The sequence below is a fragment of the Shinella sp. H4-D48 genome, from assembly GCF_022637395.1.
In the GTDB taxonomy this organism is placed as follows: domain Bacteria; phylum Pseudomonadota; class Alphaproteobacteria; order Rhizobiales; family Rhizobiaceae; genus Shinella; species Shinella sedimenti.
In genome coordinates this window covers 1,953,861-1,969,687 of sequence record NZ_CP093337.1, presented here as the reverse complement: position 1 = coordinate 1,969,687, position 15,827 = coordinate 1,953,861, and the positions used below count along the sequence as shown (strand labels likewise).

General features: G+C 60.7%; 15 protein-coding genes and 1 tRNA gene. 8 read left to right on the top strand and 8 right to left on the bottom strand.

Annotation, left to right across the window (positions count from 1 at the left end; genetic code table 11):
- The first annotated feature begins 11 nt into the window (after positions 1-11).
- Positions 12-863, top strand: a complete 852-nt coding sequence (locus tag MNR02_RS09645) for a phytoene/squalene synthase family protein (RefSeq protein ID WP_241946658.1) — start codon at positions 12-14, stop codon at positions 861-863.
- A gap of 117 nt (positions 864-980) precedes the next feature.
- A complete protein-coding gene (locus MNR02_RS09640) occupies positions 981-1,430 on the top strand; it encodes a hypothetical protein (RefSeq protein WP_241946657.1) in 450 nt (149 codons plus the stop codon).
- 8 nt (positions 1,431-1,438) lie between these two features.
- Here the strand turns inward: MNR02_RS09640 and trmFO are convergent, their stop codons facing one another.
- The 3 genes from trmFO to MNR02_RS09625 form a co-directional block, all read right to left on the bottom strand.
- A complete protein-coding gene (gene trmFO / locus MNR02_RS09635; RefSeq protein ID WP_241946656.1) occupies positions 1,439-2,848 on the bottom strand; it encodes a methylenetetrahydrofolate--tRNA-(uracil(54)-C(5))-methyltransferase (FADH(2)-oxidizing) TrmFO in 1,410 nt (469 codons plus the stop codon).
- Positions 2,849-3,005: 157 nt separating this feature from the next.
- A complete protein-coding gene (locus tag MNR02_RS09630; RefSeq protein ID WP_119258352.1) occupies positions 3,006-3,149 on the bottom strand; it encodes a DUF1127 domain-containing protein in 144 nt (47 codons plus the stop codon).
- A 340-nt stretch (positions 3,150-3,489) separates the two neighbouring features.
- A complete protein-coding gene (locus MNR02_RS09625; RefSeq protein ID WP_069058672.1) occupies positions 3,490-3,633 on the bottom strand; it encodes a DUF1127 domain-containing protein in 144 nt (47 codons plus the stop codon).
- An 881-nt stretch (positions 3,634-4,514) separates the two neighbouring features.
- Here MNR02_RS09625 and MNR02_RS09620 point away from each other — a divergent pair.
- The 4 genes from MNR02_RS09620 (at position 4,515) to tig (ending at position 8,086) form a co-directional block, all read left to right on the top strand.
- Positions 4,515-5,618, top strand: a complete 1,104-nt coding sequence (locus MNR02_RS09620; RefSeq protein WP_241946655.1) for a DUF2157 domain-containing protein — start codon at positions 4,515-4,517, stop codon at positions 5,616-5,618.
- A 1-nt stretch (position 5,619) separates the two neighbouring features.
- Positions 5,620-6,210, top strand: coding sequence for a GDYXXLXY domain-containing protein (locus tag MNR02_RS09615; RefSeq protein ID WP_241946654.1), 591 nt, complete (start codon positions 5,620-5,622; stop codon positions 6,208-6,210).
- Between the two features lie 135 nt (positions 6,211-6,345).
- Positions 6,346-6,430 (top strand) — tRNA-Leu (locus MNR02_RS09610).
- Positions 6,431-6,610: 180 nt separating this feature from the next.
- The gene (gene tig, locus MNR02_RS09605; protein ID WP_241946653.1) at positions 6,611-8,086 is read left to right on the top strand and encodes a trigger factor; all 1,476 of its coding nucleotides are present in this window, start codon (positions 6,611-6,613) and stop codon (positions 8,084-8,086) included.
- 99 nt (positions 8,087-8,185) lie between these two features.
- Here tig and MNR02_RS09600 read toward each other — a convergent pair whose 3' ends face one another.
- Entirely contained in the window at positions 8,186-8,623 is a 438-nt protein-coding gene (locus MNR02_RS09600) for a BA14K family protein (protein WP_241946652.1), read from the bottom strand.
- A gap of 284 nt (positions 8,624-8,907) precedes the next feature.
- On the opposite strand from MNR02_RS09600, the gene MNR02_RS09595 reads away from it, so the two are divergent.
- On the top strand, positions 8,908-9,882 hold the full coding sequence (locus MNR02_RS09595) for a GlxA family transcriptional regulator (protein ID WP_241946651.1): 975 nt from the start codon (positions 8,908-8,910) through the stop codon (positions 9,880-9,882).
- Between the two features lie 66 nt (positions 9,883-9,948).
- Here the strand turns inward: MNR02_RS09595 and MNR02_RS09590 are convergent, their stop codons facing one another.
- The 4 genes from MNR02_RS09590 to MNR02_RS09575 all read right to left on the bottom strand — a co-directional run bounded on the left by MNR02_RS09590 (position 9,949) and on the right by MNR02_RS09575 (position 14,230).
- The gene (locus tag MNR02_RS09590; RefSeq protein WP_241596017.1) at positions 9,949-10,725 is read right to left on the bottom strand and encodes an amino acid ABC transporter ATP-binding protein; all 777 of its coding nucleotides are present in this window, start codon (positions 10,723-10,725) and stop codon (positions 9,949-9,951) included.
- 16 nt (positions 10,726-10,741) lie between these two features.
- Positions 10,742-11,896 (bottom strand): amino acid ABC transporter permease, encoded by a 1,155-nt coding sequence (locus MNR02_RS09585; protein WP_241596014.1) that lies wholly within the window; start codon positions 11,894-11,896, stop codon positions 10,742-10,744.
- 1 nt (position 11,897) lies between these two features.
- Entirely contained in the window at positions 11,898-13,106 is a 1,209-nt protein-coding gene (locus MNR02_RS09580) for an amino acid ABC transporter permease (RefSeq protein ID WP_241946650.1), read from the bottom strand.
- Positions 13,107-13,201: 95 nt separating this feature from the next.
- Positions 13,202-14,230, bottom strand: coding sequence for an amino acid ABC transporter substrate-binding protein (locus tag MNR02_RS09575; RefSeq protein ID WP_241596008.1), 1,029 nt, complete (start codon positions 14,228-14,230; stop codon positions 13,202-13,204).
- A gap of 355 nt (positions 14,231-14,585) precedes the next feature.
- On the opposite strand from MNR02_RS09575, the gene MNR02_RS09570 reads away from it, so the two are divergent.
- Positions 14,586-15,776 carry a cystathionine beta-lyase gene (locus MNR02_RS09570; protein ID WP_241946649.1) on the top strand — a complete coding sequence of 397 codons (1,191 nt, stop codon included), beginning with the start codon at positions 14,586-14,588 and terminating at the stop codon, positions 15,774-15,776.
- Positions 15,777-15,827 lie beyond the last annotated feature (51 nt).

The following is a 15,827-nucleotide window of genomic DNA, read 5'->3' as shown; positions in this document are numbered from 1 at the left end:
GGTTTTTCGACGTGAGCGATAACGATACTCATTATGCGCACTGCCTGACGGTGCTTCGCGACACCGATCGCGACCGCTATCTCGCCTGCCTTCTGGCGCCCGCTGAAAAGCGCGGCGCGCTTGCCGCCCTCTATGCCTTTAATGCCGAGCTCGCCCGGGTGCGCGATGTCGTGCGCGAGGCGCTGCCCGGAGAAATCCGCCTGCAATGGTGGCGGGATCTGCTGGAGGGTGAGGCGGATGGCGATGCGTCGGCGAATCCGCTGGCGGCCGGCCTTCTGGCCTGCGTACGGGAACATCATCTGCCGGTCGGCGTGCTGACCGATATGATCGAGGCCCGCATCTTCGATGTCTACAACGACCCGATGGAGAGCCGCTCCGCTTTTGAAGGTTATGCGGGCGAAACGGCCTCGGCACTCATCCAGCTTGCAAGCCTGGTGCTCGATCCGGCAAACGCGCCGAAGTCTGCCGACGCTGCAGGCCATGCCGGCGTGGCGCAGACAGTGGCCGGTGCTCTGCTGATGCTGCCGATTCATCGCCGGCGCGGACAGGTCTATCTGCCGGCGGATCTGCTTGCGGCGACCGGCCTGTCGCCGGAGGCGTTGCTTGCAGGTGACGACAAAGCCGCCGCCAGGCGCGCGATCGAGGCATTTGCGGGCCTCGGCCGGGAACATCTGGCCAAGGCGCGTGCGGCAAACGGTGTGTCAGTGGGCAACCGTCCGGCATTTCTGCCCATTGCGCTCGTGCCGCATATTCTCGATGCCGCCGAAAAGGCCGGCGCGGATGTACTCGAAGGCTCGCTCCAACCGGCGCAATGGCGACGGCAATGGTGGATGTGGCGGGCGCTGCGGCGTTGTCCTTTGTGACAAGTCCGGCCGGAACCGTCTGGCGCCCGCTGCCGTTTCATTTGACGAGACGCACAACTGGCGCAAGCCTCGTTCGTTAGAGAAGGCGAATGTTATCGGCGCGGGGGAGTTCACGCCATGCTCTGGACCATCACGATCGTCTGCCTGTTTCTGGCGGGGCTGATTTTTCGTCACGCGTTTCATCGCGATGAACGTGAAAAAGCCGAGAACGATTCCGGGCTGGCGATCTTGGAGTTCGGCCGGGCTTTTCCCGATGAGGCGATCCGCGATGTCGTGACCACGGCAAATGGCGGGACCGTGTTCCTGCGCCTGCACGATGGGAAGGCCGGATGCATGAACGCACACGGCCTGCACTACACTTGCCATCTCATCGAGCCCGGCACGGTGCGTGTCGAAAGCGCCGGCCCACGGCGGCTTTCCGTGACATTCGCCAACGCTGCCTTCGAGGGCGGCACATTCGAGTTCCGCAATGAGCTGCAGGCCGCGGAGGTCTCGCTTTGGCTGCTGGGAAGCTTCAGACCGATGGCTGCCGCCACCGGCGAGCGGGTGCAGCAACAGCCGATCTGACCCTTAAATCAGCCTTTCAGCCAGCGGGCGCAATCGTCCAGCGCGCGTGCGGCGGTCGCATGCTTCTTGGCGATTGCCTTGTCCTTGCCACGGAAACGCTTCATGGCCTCGGGCTTTGTCACCGTTCCCGGCTCCAGCGGCGGGAACAGGCCGAAATTGATGTTCATGGGCTGGAAGGAACGTTTGCCCGGCTCATCATCCGACACGATATGCCCGCCGGTGATGTGGTTAAGCAGCGCGCCGAAGGCCGTGGTTTCCGGCGGAAGGGCAGGAGCGTGGCCTTGGCGCTCGGCGGCGGCGAAGCGGCCGGCAAGCAGCCCGATGCTCGCGCTTTCCACATAACCCTCGCAGCCGGTGATCTGGCCGGCAAAGCGAAGCCCCGGACGGCCCTTCAGCGTCAGCGACCGGTCGAGCAGCGTGGGGGAGTTGATATAGGTATTGCGGTGCAGCCCGCCGAGGCGCGCAAATTCCGCGTTCTCGAGGCCCGGGATCAGCCGGAAGATTTCCGCCTGCGCACCATATTTCAGCTTCGTCTGGAAACCGACCATGTTGTAGAGCGTGCCAAGCGCATTATCCTGGCGCAGCTGAACGACCGCATAAGGTTTTACCGTCGGGTTATGCGCATTGGTCAGCCCCATCGGCTTCATCGGGCCGTGGCGTAGCGTCTCACGGCCACGTTCCGCCATCACCTCGATCGGCAGGCACCCGTCGAAATAAGGTGTGCCCTCCCATTCCTTGAAGCCGGTCGTGTCGCCGGCGATCAGAGCGTCGATGAACGCGTTGTACTGCGCCTCATCCATCGGGCAGTTGATATAGTCCTTGCCCGTGCCGCCGGGTCCGACCTTGTCATAGCGCGACTGATACCAGCAGATATCCATGTCGATGCTCGCCGTATGCACGATCGGCGCGATGGCGTCGAAGAAGGCGAGCGAATCGGCACCGGTCCGCGCCTGGATGGCTTCGGCCAGCGAAGGGGCAGTGAGCGGGCCGGTCGCGATAATGGCCTGATCCCATTCCTCGGGCGGAAGCCCTGTCACTTCCTCGCGTGTGATGGTGATGAGCGGGTGGCTTTCGAGTGCAGCCGTCACGGCGTTGGAGAAGCCGTCGCGATCGACCGCCAGCGCACCGCCGGCCGGGACCTGATTGGCATCAGCCGAGCGCATGATGAGCGAACCGGCCAGCCGCATTTCCGCATGCAGCACGCCGACGGCATTGCTCGTCGCGTCATCCGAGCGGAAGGAGTTCGAACAGACGAGTTCCGCCAGGCCGTCGGTCTTGTGCGCATCCGTGCCGCGAACGCCGCGCATTTCATGCAGGATGACGGGGATGCCGCTTTCGGCAATCTGCCAGGCGGCTTCCGAGCCAGCAAGGCCGCCACCGATGACATGGATGGGAGTGTGGGAAGAGGTCTTGGTCATGGCCGGTTCGTTACCATGGGCGACGGCGCAATTCCAAGGAAAAGCATGGAAATGAGGCATCATGCCCCCGGAATCAAAAACGGCACCCTGTGGTGCCGTTTGAAGCGTTCTCCGCGCGTCGCCGTTTCCGGCCGCAGCGGTGGAAACCGGCTATGAATTAGCGGAAGGAACGGGAAGCGATGTCACGAATGTCGTAACGGGTCAGGCCGATGTCCGAGAGCGTGTGGTTCGACAGGTTGCCGAGTTCGTTCAGGGTGCGGCGGTAGGAAATCCAGTTCTTTGCGATGCGGATCGGGTTCATGGTCGTGTCCTTGACGGGTTGTCCGGAGGCTTTCCCCCGGCGTTGGCGTTCATATACGCGACATCCCTGTTAATGTGCAGTGCAAAGAAAATGCAGCTGCTATGCATTTGTGCAATAAGACGATGAAGGATAGGGCAGTTGCCGCTGTTGCATGCGGAAGAGGCAGATAACGGCGCCATATCAGGCAGATACCACGATGTGACTGCGCTCGTGGGCTATGCGCGCCATGTCGTAGCCTATGATTTGCGACATTGTGCGACGCAAAAAGACGGACAAACAAAAACGCCCTCCGGCGAGAGCCGAAGGGCGTTCAATTTGCGACCCGATGGGTCCGCTCGGCTTAGATCGAAGCCTTGCGTGCGATATAGGGGATATCGCTGCGGCCGATGCCGAGGTCACGAAGTTCGCGGTCGGACATGCGGCCGAGTTCGTTGACGGTCTGACGATACTTGCGCCAGTTGTTGAAAGAGCGTGCCAGGTTCATTTTCATACCCCTTTCTTGGGCTTCGTACTGAGCGGCCGCTCGTCGTTGGCGCCGCCCTGATCTGTTGAGCCGGACTATACGCGGCGGCGGCGAAATGAACAGCGCTCGATTGACACAGCACCCATGCGATTATTGCATGTCAAGTGGAAATTTTGACAAAATTCTGGCCAAAAAAGGCCCTATCGCCACACTGGTAAACACTCGCTATGCGAATCCGGTAGGAGTTCGCCTCAACCGAAAGGGCGATGCATGCGTCGGTGACGCGCAGGTGCGGGCCTGCTGGGAAGCCACACGATCTGGGTGTCTGACGTATCAAAAGGGGGGGGGTAAAATAATAACGCCCGCTGGGGGAGGAGATCCAGCGGGCGTCATTGATATTGATTGGCAACTGGGAGGAGGAGTGTTGCCAATCGATCGAAGGGGCGCTGGGAGGAGGAGTGCGCCACTTCGAATTCCATCGATCGCCGTTTCCGGCAACCTGATCTTTCGGCATCATGCCGGGCCTGATCATCTGGCCTTTCCGCGCCTGTCGCCTGCTGTGGCGCCTCGGTTGCGGCCCGGATCAATACCGATCCGATGTTTGCAATATAACCGCCTCATTCGGTTTTGTGCAGTGCAATATGATCATGGATGATATGCACTATCTGCATGGCAAAAAAACCGGGCTAAGTCGTCGCCTTAAGGCCAAATCTGCCATGGTTTTCTTTATGTTTCGTTAATCTTGCGCGCCAGTTCGAAAGGATTTCTGCAGTTTCGCGGTCGCTTTGATGGATTTGTTTACTTTTGCCGTGACCGGACATTTTTGCGCAGCCTATAGTGCTGCGATTGACAGGGCGGGAATCACGGCCGCGCGGGCTGATTGTCGAAAGGAACGGCAGGGAATGTACAGGAGTTGGTTGGAGCGCGACCTGAAAGCGTGGACTGGGCAAGGCCTGATCGATACGCAGACGGCAATGTTGCTCTTGAAAGAGTACGATTCCCGTCCGAGCTCTTTTAGTGCCGGTCGTGTGCTGATGGTCGTCGCGGCGCTTCTCTTCGCGGCAGCCGTCCTCCTGCTTCTCGCGGCCAACTGGGACGTCATCCCGCGGCTGGCAAGGCTGGCCGCCATCCTCGGCATCATCTGGGGAGCCTATCTCGGCGGTGCTGCGCTTATGGCGCGCGGTGCAGAGCGTCTTGCAGCAGCTTTTCTCGTGCTGGGTTCGCTATCCTTCGGCGGCGCCATCGCACTGGTAGGGCAGATGTATCACCTCTCGGGTGATGCGCTCCACGCAGCGCTGGTTTGGTTCGGCGGTACGGTGGTGGCCGCCGTGCTTTTCCGTTCGGGCGCCGTGACCGTCGTCGCCGGCTTTCTCGCCTTCGGCGTGGCCGGAACCGACTGGACGCAGTCCTATTCCGCCGACCAGATGTTGCTGCTCTGGCTCATGCCGCTCATGGCCGTGATCGTCATAGCCCTCGCGCGCTACACCGACGCCGGCCGCGCACGCCATCTCGGCTATCTGCTGCTGGTCGCCTGGCTCGCCTTTATCTATAGCGAATATTCCACCGCTACGACGGCTATTGCCATCGTCGTCTTCGGCGCCGTTGCCTATCTCACCGCCGCTCTGCCGCCATCACCACTGCACGCGATTGCCCGCAGCGCCGGTGCGGCGCCCGCTTTCTACGCCTATCTCGTGCTGATGCTCAGCCTGGTGGTCCTGCATGTCGAGTTTGATGCGGAGGGCGAACGTCTGGCCGTCGGCATCGTTACACTCGGCGCAGCGATCGCAGGCATCGCGCTTTCCGGCAAGGAAAACGGTGCGGTCCGTTACCTCGGATACGTGGCCTTTGCGGTGGAAACACTCTATCTCGCTTCAGAGACGATCGGCTCGATCATCGGTACTTCCGGCTTCTTCCTCGTGTCCGGACTTGTGGTCGCCGTCATCGCCTGGGCGGTGATCGCGCTGGAGCGTCGCCTTGCGTCAACCGAAGACAAGGCGGAGGCCTGACATGACCCTGTCCCGTTCCTTCCGCCTTTCGCCGTTGGTTGCCGGTATCATCGTTGCCGTGCTCCAGACGGGCGTGATCGGCTACATGGTCGAAAGCCGGGCTGCCATCCTGCGCAACGGTGCAGATATCCGCTTGAAAACGAGCCCGGTCGATCCGCGCGACCTGCTGCGCGGCGACTATGTCATCCTGTCCTATCCGATCTCCACCATTTCGAAATCTATCGTCACGGGCGATATTGCGCCGGATGGCACTCGCACCCGGCTTTCCGTGCGCCTGAAACCCGATGCCAGTGGGCTATGGAATGCGACGGAAGCGCGCTTTGCTGACATGGCGCCTGAGGATGGCTCGGTCATCCTGCGCACGCTGCCCATCGTTTTCAATACCTACGGCGCCGGCGAGATGCCCGATACGCTCTTTGTACAATACGGTCTCGAACGCTACTATGTGCCCGAAGGCGAGGGCAGGGCGCTGGAAAATGCCCGCAACGCGGAGGAGCTGGAAGTGGAGGCGCGGGTTTCGCACGATGGTACGCCGCAGATCGCGCGGCTGCTGTTGCGAGGAGAGCCCGTCTATGACGAACCGCTCTATTGAGCCGAAGCGCCGGAAGAACGGTCATTTATGTGTCATTTTTCCTTTGATCCCTGCAAAACGGATGATATAGAGACGCCGCGCTCGGAAGGCGCCACTGGAGCGGCCCGGCCGCCTGTGGACAGCGGTTTCTGAGACGCGGGTATGGTGAAATTGGTAGACACGCCAGATTTAGGTTCTGGTGCCGCAAGGCGTGGGAGTTCAAGTCTCTCTACCCGCACCAGAACCACCAAACGTGGAAACCGGACGGTTCCGCGGGGTGTGGAATATTAGAGCGCGCCATTTTGCTTGCCAAAAGGCCACCGAATTCAGTAAAGCCACTGCCGGCAAATGGACCGGCGGGGTGTTCGCCATAACCGGCAGCCCGGTTTGAACACCGCCAACTCGAAATGAAGGTTTGAACATGCAGGTTATCGAAACGCTCGCTGAAGGGCTGAAGCGCGAAATCAAGGTCGTCATTCCGGCCAAGGACATGGAAGCTCAGATGAACGAGCGTCTTGAGGACGTGAAGGGCCGTGTCCGCATCAACGGCTTCCGTCCGGGCAAGGTGCCGTTCGCACACCTCAAGAAGATGTACGGCAAGTCTGTCATGGCTGAGCTGGTCAACGAGATCGTTCGCGACCGTCCGTCCGCCATTCTTTCCGAGCGCGGCGAGAAGTCTGCAACCCAGCCGGAAGTCGCGATGACCGAAGACCAGGCCGAAGCCGAGAAGATTCTCGCCGGCCAGGCCGATTTTGAGTTCACGCTTTCCTACGAAGTCATCCCGGCCATCGAGCTGAAGGACAATTCCGGCATCGCCGTAACGCGCGAAGTCGTGGAAATCGACGCCAAGGAAGTCGACGACCAGATCCTGCAGATCGCCGAAAGCGCACGTTCCTACGAAACCAAGAAGGGCAAGGCCGCCGACGGCGACCGCGTCACCATCGATTACCTCGGCAAGGTCGACGGCGAGGCCTTCGACGGCGGCAAGGACGAAGACGCGGAACTGGTTCTCGGCTCCAACCGCTTCATCCCGGGCTTCGAAGAGCAGCTCGTTGGCCTCAAGGCTGGCGACGAGAAGGTCATCACCGTGACCTTCCCGGCTGAGTATCCGGCTGCAAACCTTGCTGGCAAGGAAGCCACCTTCGACATCAAGGTCAAGGAAGTCGCTGCCGCCGCCGACATCGAGATCAACGACGACCTCGCCACGAAGCTCGGCCTCGAATCGGCTGACAAGCTGCGCGAAATCGTTCGCGGCCAGATCGAAAGCCAGTACGGCTCGGTCACGCGCCAGAAGGTCAAGCGCCAGATTCTCGACCAGCTCGACGAGATGTACAAGTTCGACACGCCCGAGCGCCTGGTTGACGCCGAGTTCGAAAACATCTGGCGCCAGATCAACACGGACCTCCAGCAGTCCGGCAAGACCTTCGCTGACGAAGACACCACGGAAGAAGCCGCTCGCGAAGAATACCGCAAGCTGGCCGAGCGCCGCGTCCGCCTCGGCCTCGTGCTCTCGGAAATCGGCGAGAAGGCCGGCGTCCAGGTTTCGGACGAGGAAATGCAGCAGTCGCTCTATCAGCAGCTGCGCCAGTTCCCCGGCCAGGAAAAGCAGATCCTCGAATATTTCCAGAAGACCCCGGGTGCCGCCGCTTCGCTGCGCGCGCCGATCTTCGAAGAAAAGGTCGTCGATCACCTGCTCGGCGAAATCAAGGTGACGGACAAGACCGTCTCCAAGGACGAGCTGATGGCTGACGACGAGGAAGGTTCCGAAAAAGACGCCAAGAAGGCTGCGCCGAAGAAGAAGGCTGCTGCCAAAACTGAAGCTGCCGAAGGCGAAGAAGCCGCTCCGAAGAAGAAGGCGCCGGCCAAGAAGAAGGCCGCTGAAGGCGACGCGGAATAATCATCCGGCGAAGGGTTTTGACCCTTCACAATGCCCAATAGAATGCAAAACGCCCGCGATATCATCGCGGGCGTTTTTTATTGGATCAAGGCCTGACGTTTAGCGCGAATAGGGCGAGACGCAGCTTTTGCGCGGACCGTTGTTCGGCTGGAACGTATTGTCATAGGCACGGTACGAACGGTAGCGGTTCGAGCACCAGTTGACGTGGGAGCCGCTCACATCGCGGTCACGGGACACCGCACCGCCGATTGCCGCGCCCAGGCCGAAGGCAGCCAGCGGGTACCACCAGCCATCGGAGTGGCGACGATAGCCGGGGCGGCGGTCGCGATAACCGCGGTGGCCATGCCAGCGTCGCTCTGCCCTGTCTCGACGGTGCATGCGTTCACGACGCTCGTAGCGATACTGCACCTGTTCGACGGTGGACGCCGACGGAACTGGAACGTTCGGGAACGTAATCGCCTGCGCCGGCACGAAGGAGGTAAGCGCCACGGCGATGGAGAGGGCGCCTGTGGCGAAAATGGACCTGAGTTTGTGCATGATGAAACCTTTCCTGCTTGGTTGCGGTGTCAACGCGCAAGGCAGGTGTAGGTTCCGCATCCGCAACCTTGTGTCCTTGGTCGACACCGGGAGAGCACGCAAAAAAAACGGGCTGGTCCGCCGTGAGGCTCGCCAACCCGTTCCGATAAAACGCGGATCAGGGTTCGGGGTACAGGGGCTGTCGCCATGATCCGGCTGCATCTCCGGATCACCTGTGAGATGGATCATGCCGGATTGCGGTTTTCTCGATTGACATAATGCGTGTGTTTTTTGACAATTTCCGCATGATCAAAGAATTGCCGCAACCTGGACCGCTCGACGTCACCATCGTTCTCCTGCCGGAATCGTCGATCATGTCGCTCGCTTCGGTGCTGGATCCCATGCGCGCGGCCAACCGCGTGGTGCCGGAACCCGTGTTCCGCTGGACAATTCTTTCGCCGGAGGGGCAGCCGGTGCTGCTGACCTGTGGGGTGGAAGTGCGGGTCGACGGCGCATTCGCCGATGTGACGAGCGGCGATGCCTTACTCCTGATCGCAGGCTTCAACCAGGATCGCCATGCCGGACGGTCTTTCGTTGCGCGGCTAAAGAAAGTGGCGCGGCGCTTCGGGATTGTCGCGGGCATCGAGTCCGGTTGCTGGCTGCTGGCGCGATCCGGCCTTTTGGATGGACGGGACGCAACGGCGCACTGGGAGGAACTGGAGGATTTTGCCGCCGCTTTTCCGGCGCTCAACGTTCGGGCTGACCGCTTCGTCACGGACGGTCCGCTGTGGACGTCAGGTGGTGCTTCTCCGACCTTCGACATGATGTTGCATCTCGTGCGCGAGCGGTTCGGTTCCGCGGTCGCACTGGATGTGGCCAGTGTGTTCGTCTACGACGAGACCCATGCGGCCACCGATGCCCAGCCGCTCGTATCATTGGGCCGCCTCGGCGAGCACAGGCCCGAACTTGCGGCCGCGATCCGTCTGATGGAGCGGACGATCGACCGGCCGCTGACGATCGCCGCGTTGGCGCGCCGCCTCGGGTTTTCCACGCGAAAACTCGAGACGCTGTTCGTTGGCGGGCTAGGTGCGGCGCCAGGAAAATATTATCTGCGCCTGCGGTTGACGGCAGCACAGCGCCTGGTGCGCGATACGCCGCTCTCCATGCAGGAGGTCGCGTTGCGCAGCGGCTTCGACAGCCTCTCCGCCTTCTCGCGCGCCTTCCGCAATCATTTCGGCGCAAGCCCGCTGAAGTTCCGGATGGGACTTCGCACGAAATGAAGCGTAGCGGGCAAGAAAAAAGGCGGGCATTCAGCCCGCCTTCTTCGGAATCGGATAGAGATCCGCTTAGTGGAGGATCTGGCTGAGGAACAGCTTGGTGCGCTCGTGCTGCGGATTGTCGAAGAATTCCGCAGGTGCGTTCTCCTCGACGATCTGGCCCTGGTCCATGAAGATCACGCGGTTGGCGACCTGGCGGGCAAAGCCCATTTCATGGGTCACGCACAGCATGGTCATGCCTTCTTCCGCCAGCGACACCATTGTGTCGAGCACTTCCTTGACCATTTCCGGATCGAGCGCCGAGGTCGGCTCGTCGAACAGCATGATCTTCGGCTTCATGCACAGCGAGCGGGCGATTGCCACGCGCTGCTGCTGGCCACCAGAAAGCTGGCCCGGATATTTGTTCGCCTGTTCGGGGATCTTGACGCGCGTGAGATAGTGCATCGCGATTTCCTCCGCTTCCTTCTTCGGCATCTTGCGCACCCAGATCGGCGCGAGCGTGCAGTTCTCGAGGATGGTCAGGTGCGGGAAGAGGTTGAAGTGCTGGAACACCATGCCGACTTCGCGACGGACCTCATCGATTTTCTTGAGGTCGTTCGTCAGCTCGATGCCGTCGACGATGATCTGGCCCTTCTGGTGCTCTTCCAGACGGTTGATGCAGCGGATCATCGTCGACTTGCCGGAACCCGACGGTCCCGCGATAACGATGCGCTCGCCCTTCATCACCTTGAGATTGATGTCGCGCAGCACATGGAAATCGCCGTACCACTTGTTCATGTTGATGATCTCGACGGCGGCATCCGTAGCCGAAACAGTCATCTTTTGTGCATTGGCTTGGTTGGCCATTGGTGTTTCCTCTCAGTTATCTCTTATGGCCCTTGTCGAGCCGGCGTTCCACGAAAGCCGAATAGCGCGACATGCCGAAGCAGAAAATCCAGAATACGAAGCCGGCGAAGATCAGGCCCGTGAGCGGCGTGACAGGAGTGATCCAGCCCGAATCGCCGAAGCTCGCCTTCACGATGCCGAGCAGATCGTACATCGAGATGATGGTGACGAGCGAGGTATCCTTGAACATGCCGATGAAGGTGTTCACGATCCCCGGGATAACGAGCTTGATGGCCTGCGGAAGCACGATGAAGGTCATCTTGTGAAAGTAGTTTAGACCAAGCGCATCGGCTGCTTCATACTGCCCTTTCGGAATGGCTTGAAGACCGCCGCGGATAACCTCCGCCATATAGGCGGACGCGAAGATCGAGACACCGATCAGTGCACGCAGGAACTTGTCGATATTGTTGCCCGGCTCCAGGAACAGCGGCAGAAGCACGCTGGCCATGAACAGGACGGTGATCAGCGGAACGCCGCGGATCAGCTCGATGAAGCCGATGCAGACCATCTTCAGGATCGGCATGGACGACCGGCGTCCGAGCGCCAGCAGAATGCCGATCGGCAGCGACATGACGATGCCGACGAAGGAGATGATGAGCGTCACCATCAGCCCGCCCCACAGCGACGTTTCGACGTAACGCAGGCCGAAGGAACCGCCGAGAAGCAGGAAATAAGCAACGATCGGCAGGGCGACGAGCAGCAGGAGCGCGTTGAGCCCCTTGCGCGGCACCTTCGGGATGAGGAAGGGCACGAGCAGCGCGACGAACATGCCGGCGACGAGAAGCGGTCGCCACAGCTGATCGCGCGGGTAAGAGCCGAACATGAACTGCACGAAACGGTCGTTCACATAGGCCCAGCAGGCCCCGCTCCAGCCCGCCGGCAGCTGGCCGCCCTGGTCGGTCGTCAGGCAGGCGGTTCTGTCGGCCCCCGTCCAGACCGCCGAGACGAACAGCCAGTCGATGGCCTTCGGCAGGTAGTAGACGAGCACTGCAAGAGCAATCACCGTCAGAAGGCTGTCCTTCCAGGAAGCGAAGAGGTTGTGACGGATCCAGGCAAGCACGGACGAATCCGAGCTCGGCGGCTTTTCCGCCTCGATGAACCCCTCGCGGACATAGGTAATGCTTTGGGACATCTTAGCGCTCCACCAGGGCCATCTTGGCGTTGAACCAGTTCATGAACAGCGAGGTGATGAGGCTGATCGATACATAGACCAGCATCCAGATCGCGATGATCTCGATGGACTTGCCCGACTGGTTGAGGATGGTACCGCCGACCGCGACAAGGTCGGCATACCCGACGGCGACGGCGAGCGACGAGTTCTTGATGAGGTTGAGATATTGCGAGGTAAGCGGCGGGATGATGATGCGCAAGGCCTGCGGCAGCACGACGAGGCGTGTCGTATGGCCGGCCCGCAGTCCGAGTGCGAAGGCAGCCTCGGACTGGCCCTTGGACACGCCACGGATGCCCGCCCGCACGATCTCGGCGATGAACGAGGCCGTGTAGAGAGAGAGCGCGAGATAAAGCGCCAGGAACTCAGGCCCGATCGACATGCCGCCACGCATGTTGAACGACCCCGGAACGGCGTAATCCAGCGACAACGGGCTGCCCATCACGAGGAAGACGACGATTGGGAACAGCACGATCAGGCCGAGATTGACCCACAGGACCGGCGGACGCTTGCCCGTGGCCCGCTGGCGGGCATTGGCCCAGATCGTGAAGGCGATCGCTGCGATGATGCCGAGGATGAACGCCCCGACCACCATGCCGAACCCTTCACCGAAGACAGGGGCTGGCATGTAGATCCCGCGGTTGGAGATGAAGAAGATGGCGTCCGGATTTTCCTCCAGGTGCTGGAAGATCGACCGGATCGACGGCAGCAAGGCCAGAACGCCGAGATACCAGAAGAAGATGACCAGAAGCGGCGGAATGTTGCGGAAGATTTCCACATAAACCGTGCAGAGCCGCGCGATCAGCCAGTTGTTCGACAGGCGCCCGACGCCAATGAGAAGGCCAACGATTGTCGCGGTGACGATACCGGCAGCGGCAACCACTAGCGTGTTGAGCAGCCCGACTTGCAACGCGCGAAAATAGGTCGAGTCACTGGTATAGGCGATCAGCGTCTGTGCGATGTCGAAACCCGCGCGGCTGTTCAGAAAGCCGAAACCGGCTGACATGTTGGCGCGGGCGAGGTTCTGAACGACGTTGTTCCAAGCGTACCAGACCGCCGCGACGATCACGACAAGTGTAACGACCTGATAGAGCACGCTTCGCAGCGCAGGATTGTAGAGAAGCGAAACCTTCGGCGGTTCGCTGGACCCGTTTCGGGCGTCCGCAAGAGCCATGCAAGTCCCCTGACATTGTGTTCGCCCTGTTTTCCGGGCGTTGTTTTAAAAAGGGAGGGCAATGGCTTGCCCTCCCGAAGCGGTGTCGTCCGGTGTTAGCGGATCGGCGGGGCGTACTGCAGTCCACCCTTCGTCCACTGGGCGTTCAGGCCACGTGCGATCTTGAGCGGGGAGCCTTCGCCGACATTGCGCTCGAAGGATTCGCCATAGTTGCCGACGGCCTTGATGATCTGCACGGCCCAGTCCTTCGGCACGCCGAGGTCTGCACCGATGGTCGAATCGGCTTCTTCACCGAGGAAGCGCTTGATGTCCGGATTCGCGGAAGTCTTCATTTCCTCGACATTCGCCTGCGTGATGCCGAACTCCTCGGCAGCCACCATCGCGTAGTGCGACCAGCTGACGATGTCGAGCCACTTGGAATCGTTCTGGCGAACGGCCGGGCCGAGCGGCTCCTTGGAGATGATTTCCGGCAGAACCATATGGTCGTCCGGGTTGGCCATCTTCAGGCGGATCGAGTAAAGGCCGGAGGCGTCCGTCGTGTAGGCGTCGCAACGGCCGGCATTGTAGGCAGCGTCGGCTTCATCCTGGGCTTCGAAAACGACAGGCTTGAAGTCCATGTTGTTCGAGCGGAAGTAGTCGGCGAGGTTCAGTTCGGTCGTGGTGCCGGACTGGACGCAAACGGAAGCGCCTGACAGTTCCAGAGCAGACTTAACGCCGAGCTCCTTCTTCACCATGAAGCCCTGGCCGTCATAGTAGTTCACGGCGCGGAAATCGAAACCGAGCTGCGTGTCGCGGCTGATGCTCCACGTGGTGTTGCGCGCGAGAAGATCGATTTCGCCCGACTGAAGTGCGGGGAAGCGGTCCTTGGCCGAAAGAGGGGTGTACTTTACCTTGGTGGCGTCGCCGAAGACGGCAGCCGCCACGGCCTTGCAGAGATCCACGTCGAGGCCGGTCCAGTTGCCCTGAGAATCCTGCGCGCCGAAGCCGGCGAGGTTCGAGCCGTTGACGCCGCACTGGACGAAGCCCTTTGCCTTTACGTCAGACAGTGTGTCGGCCTGAGATGCTGTAGCGCCAAACCCCAGTACGGCGGCACCAACGAGCGCCGTCACAATTTTTTTTGCCATTTTTTACGACCTTTTTCTGTTGTCTTTGTCTTATCCGCAGGTCACGTGGTCCGGACGGACACGTATGCGGAACTCGCCACCCTCCCGGCGCGAGGTCGCTTATCTCATGCTCAAAATTTCGCAGGGTCAAGTGACACGGCCCATTTTCCATTCACTTCTCGAAATTTAAGGAAAATTGGCGCGGTTTTGGGCAAGGAAATGGGAATAGGTGCAGTCTCACGCCCAAAAAAGCTGCTTGCCGCAAATTTCAAGCGCTTTGGATTTCGCCTTCTTCGTCATCACGGGGTTGACCTCTAGGGGCTGCTGGCGAAAAGTCCGCCGGAGATAAACCTATTTGCATCGTTCGGATTGATCCATGAAAAACAAAGACGAAATCTTCGCCGGCGCCGGCGTGAATACCCGCCTTGCCCACGCCGGCAACAACCCGGCCGACTATTACGGTTTCGTCAATCCGCCGGTCGTGCATGCCTCCACGGTCCTCTTTCCCAATGCTGCCACCATGGAAAGCAGAGCGCAGAAATACACCTATGGCACGCGCGGAACGCCGACCACGGATGCGCTTTGTGCGGCGATCAACGAGCTGGAAGGTTCCGCCGGCACCATTCTCGTGCCCTCGGGGCTGGCGGCCGTGACCGTACCGTTCCTTGCCTATCTGTCGGCAGGCGACCACGCGCTGATCGTCGATTCCGTCTACAACCCCACACGCCGGTTCTGCGACACAATGCTGAAGCGGCTCGGCGTGACCGTGGAATATTACGATCCCTTGATCGGCGCTGACATCGAGACCCTGATCCGCCCCAACACCAGGCTCGTGCATACGGAAGCCCCCGGCTCCAATACCTTCGAAATGCAGGATATTCCGGCTATCGCCGCCGTTGCGCACCGGCATGGCGCGGTTGTCACCATGGACAATACCTGGGCGACGCCGCTCTACTTCAAGCCGCTCGATTTCGGTGTCGACGTTTCCATTCATGCGGCCACGAAATATCCGGCCGGTCATTCCGATGTGCTGTTCGGCACGGTGTCGGCCAATGCCGCCCATTGGGAGCAACTGCACGAAACGCAGATCACGCTGGGCACCTGCGCCTCGCCGGATGATTCCTACCAGGTGCTGCGCGGACTGCGTACCATGGGCGTGCGGCTGGAACGCCATCAGGAGAGTGCGCTGGAGCTGGCGCGCTGGCTGGAGGGCGTCGACGACGTTGCGCGCGTTCTTCATCCCGCGCTTTCGAGCTTCCCGGGACACGATCTTTGGAAACGCGACTTCAAGGGTTCGAGCGGCATCTTCTCGATCGTGCTGAACGGTGGCTCACCGGATCGCTACAAGGGCAAGGCCCATGCGTTTCTCGATGCGCTCGGCATTTTCGGGCTGGGTTACTCCTGGGGCGGTTTCGAATGCCTCGCGGTGCATGTGAACCTCGACGATCGCCGTATCGCCAAGGCACCGGAAGGAGGCCCCGTGCTGCGCCTGCAGATCGGTCTTGAAGACGTGAAGGATATCAAGGCCGATATCGAACGCGGCCTCGCCGCCGCCCGGGCCGTTTGACCGTTTCACGCATCTCATATCGTCACTTGCCGGCGTCTTTGCCGGCAGGTG

What these genes read in the sequence shown, in the direction of transcription:
- MNR02_RS09595 (WP_241946651.1), top strand. Translation starts at nt 8,908, where the DNA reads ATGATCAAAGAATTGCCGCAACCTGGACCGCTCGACGTCACCATCGTT.
- MNR02_RS09640 (WP_241946657.1), top strand. Translation starts at nt 981, where the DNA reads ATGCTCTGGACCATCACGATCGTCTGCCTGTTTCTGGCGGGGCTGATT.
- MNR02_RS09620 (WP_241946655.1), top strand. Translation starts at nt 4,515, where the DNA reads ATGTACAGGAGTTGGTTGGAGCGCGACCTGAAAGCGTGGACTGGGCAA.
- MNR02_RS09600 (WP_241946652.1), bottom strand. Translation starts at nt 8,623, where the DNA reads ATGCACAAACTCAGGTCCATTTTCGCCACAGGCGCCCTCTCCATCGCC.
- MNR02_RS09575 (WP_241596008.1), bottom strand. Translation starts at nt 14,230, where the DNA reads ATGGCAAAAAAAATTGTGACGGCGCTCGTTGGTGCCGCCGTACTGGGG.
- MNR02_RS09615 (WP_241946654.1), top strand. Translation starts at nt 5,620, where the DNA reads ATGACCCTGTCCCGTTCCTTCCGCCTTTCGCCGTTGGTTGCCGGTATC.
- tig (WP_241946653.1), top strand. Translation starts at nt 6,611, where the DNA reads ATGCAGGTTATCGAAACGCTCGCTGAAGGGCTGAAGCGCGAAATCAAG.
- MNR02_RS09625 (WP_069058672.1), bottom strand. Translation starts at nt 3,633, where the DNA reads ATGAACCTGGCACGCTCTTTCAACAACTGGCGCAAGTATCGTCAGACC.
- MNR02_RS09585 (WP_241596014.1), bottom strand. Translation starts at nt 11,896, where the DNA reads ATGTCCCAAAGCATTACCTATGTCCGCGAGGGGTTCATCGAGGCGGAA.
- MNR02_RS09570 (WP_241946649.1), top strand. Translation starts at nt 14,586, where the DNA reads ATGAAAAACAAAGACGAAATCTTCGCCGGCGCCGGCGTGAATACCCGC.
- MNR02_RS09630 (WP_119258352.1), bottom strand. Translation starts at nt 3,149, where the DNA reads ATGAACCCGATCCGCATCGCAAAGAACTGGATTTCCTACCGCCGCACC.
- MNR02_RS09590 (WP_241596017.1), bottom strand. Translation starts at nt 10,725, where the DNA reads ATGGCCAACCAAGCCAATGCACAAAAGATGACTGTTTCGGCTACGGAT.
- trmFO (WP_241946656.1), bottom strand. Translation starts at nt 2,848, where the DNA reads ATGACCAAGACCTCTTCCCACACTCCCATCCATGTCATCGGTGGCGGC.
- MNR02_RS09580 (WP_241946650.1), bottom strand. Translation starts at nt 13,106, where the DNA reads ATGGCTCTTGCGGACGCCCGAAACGGGTCCAGCGAACCGCCGAAGGTT.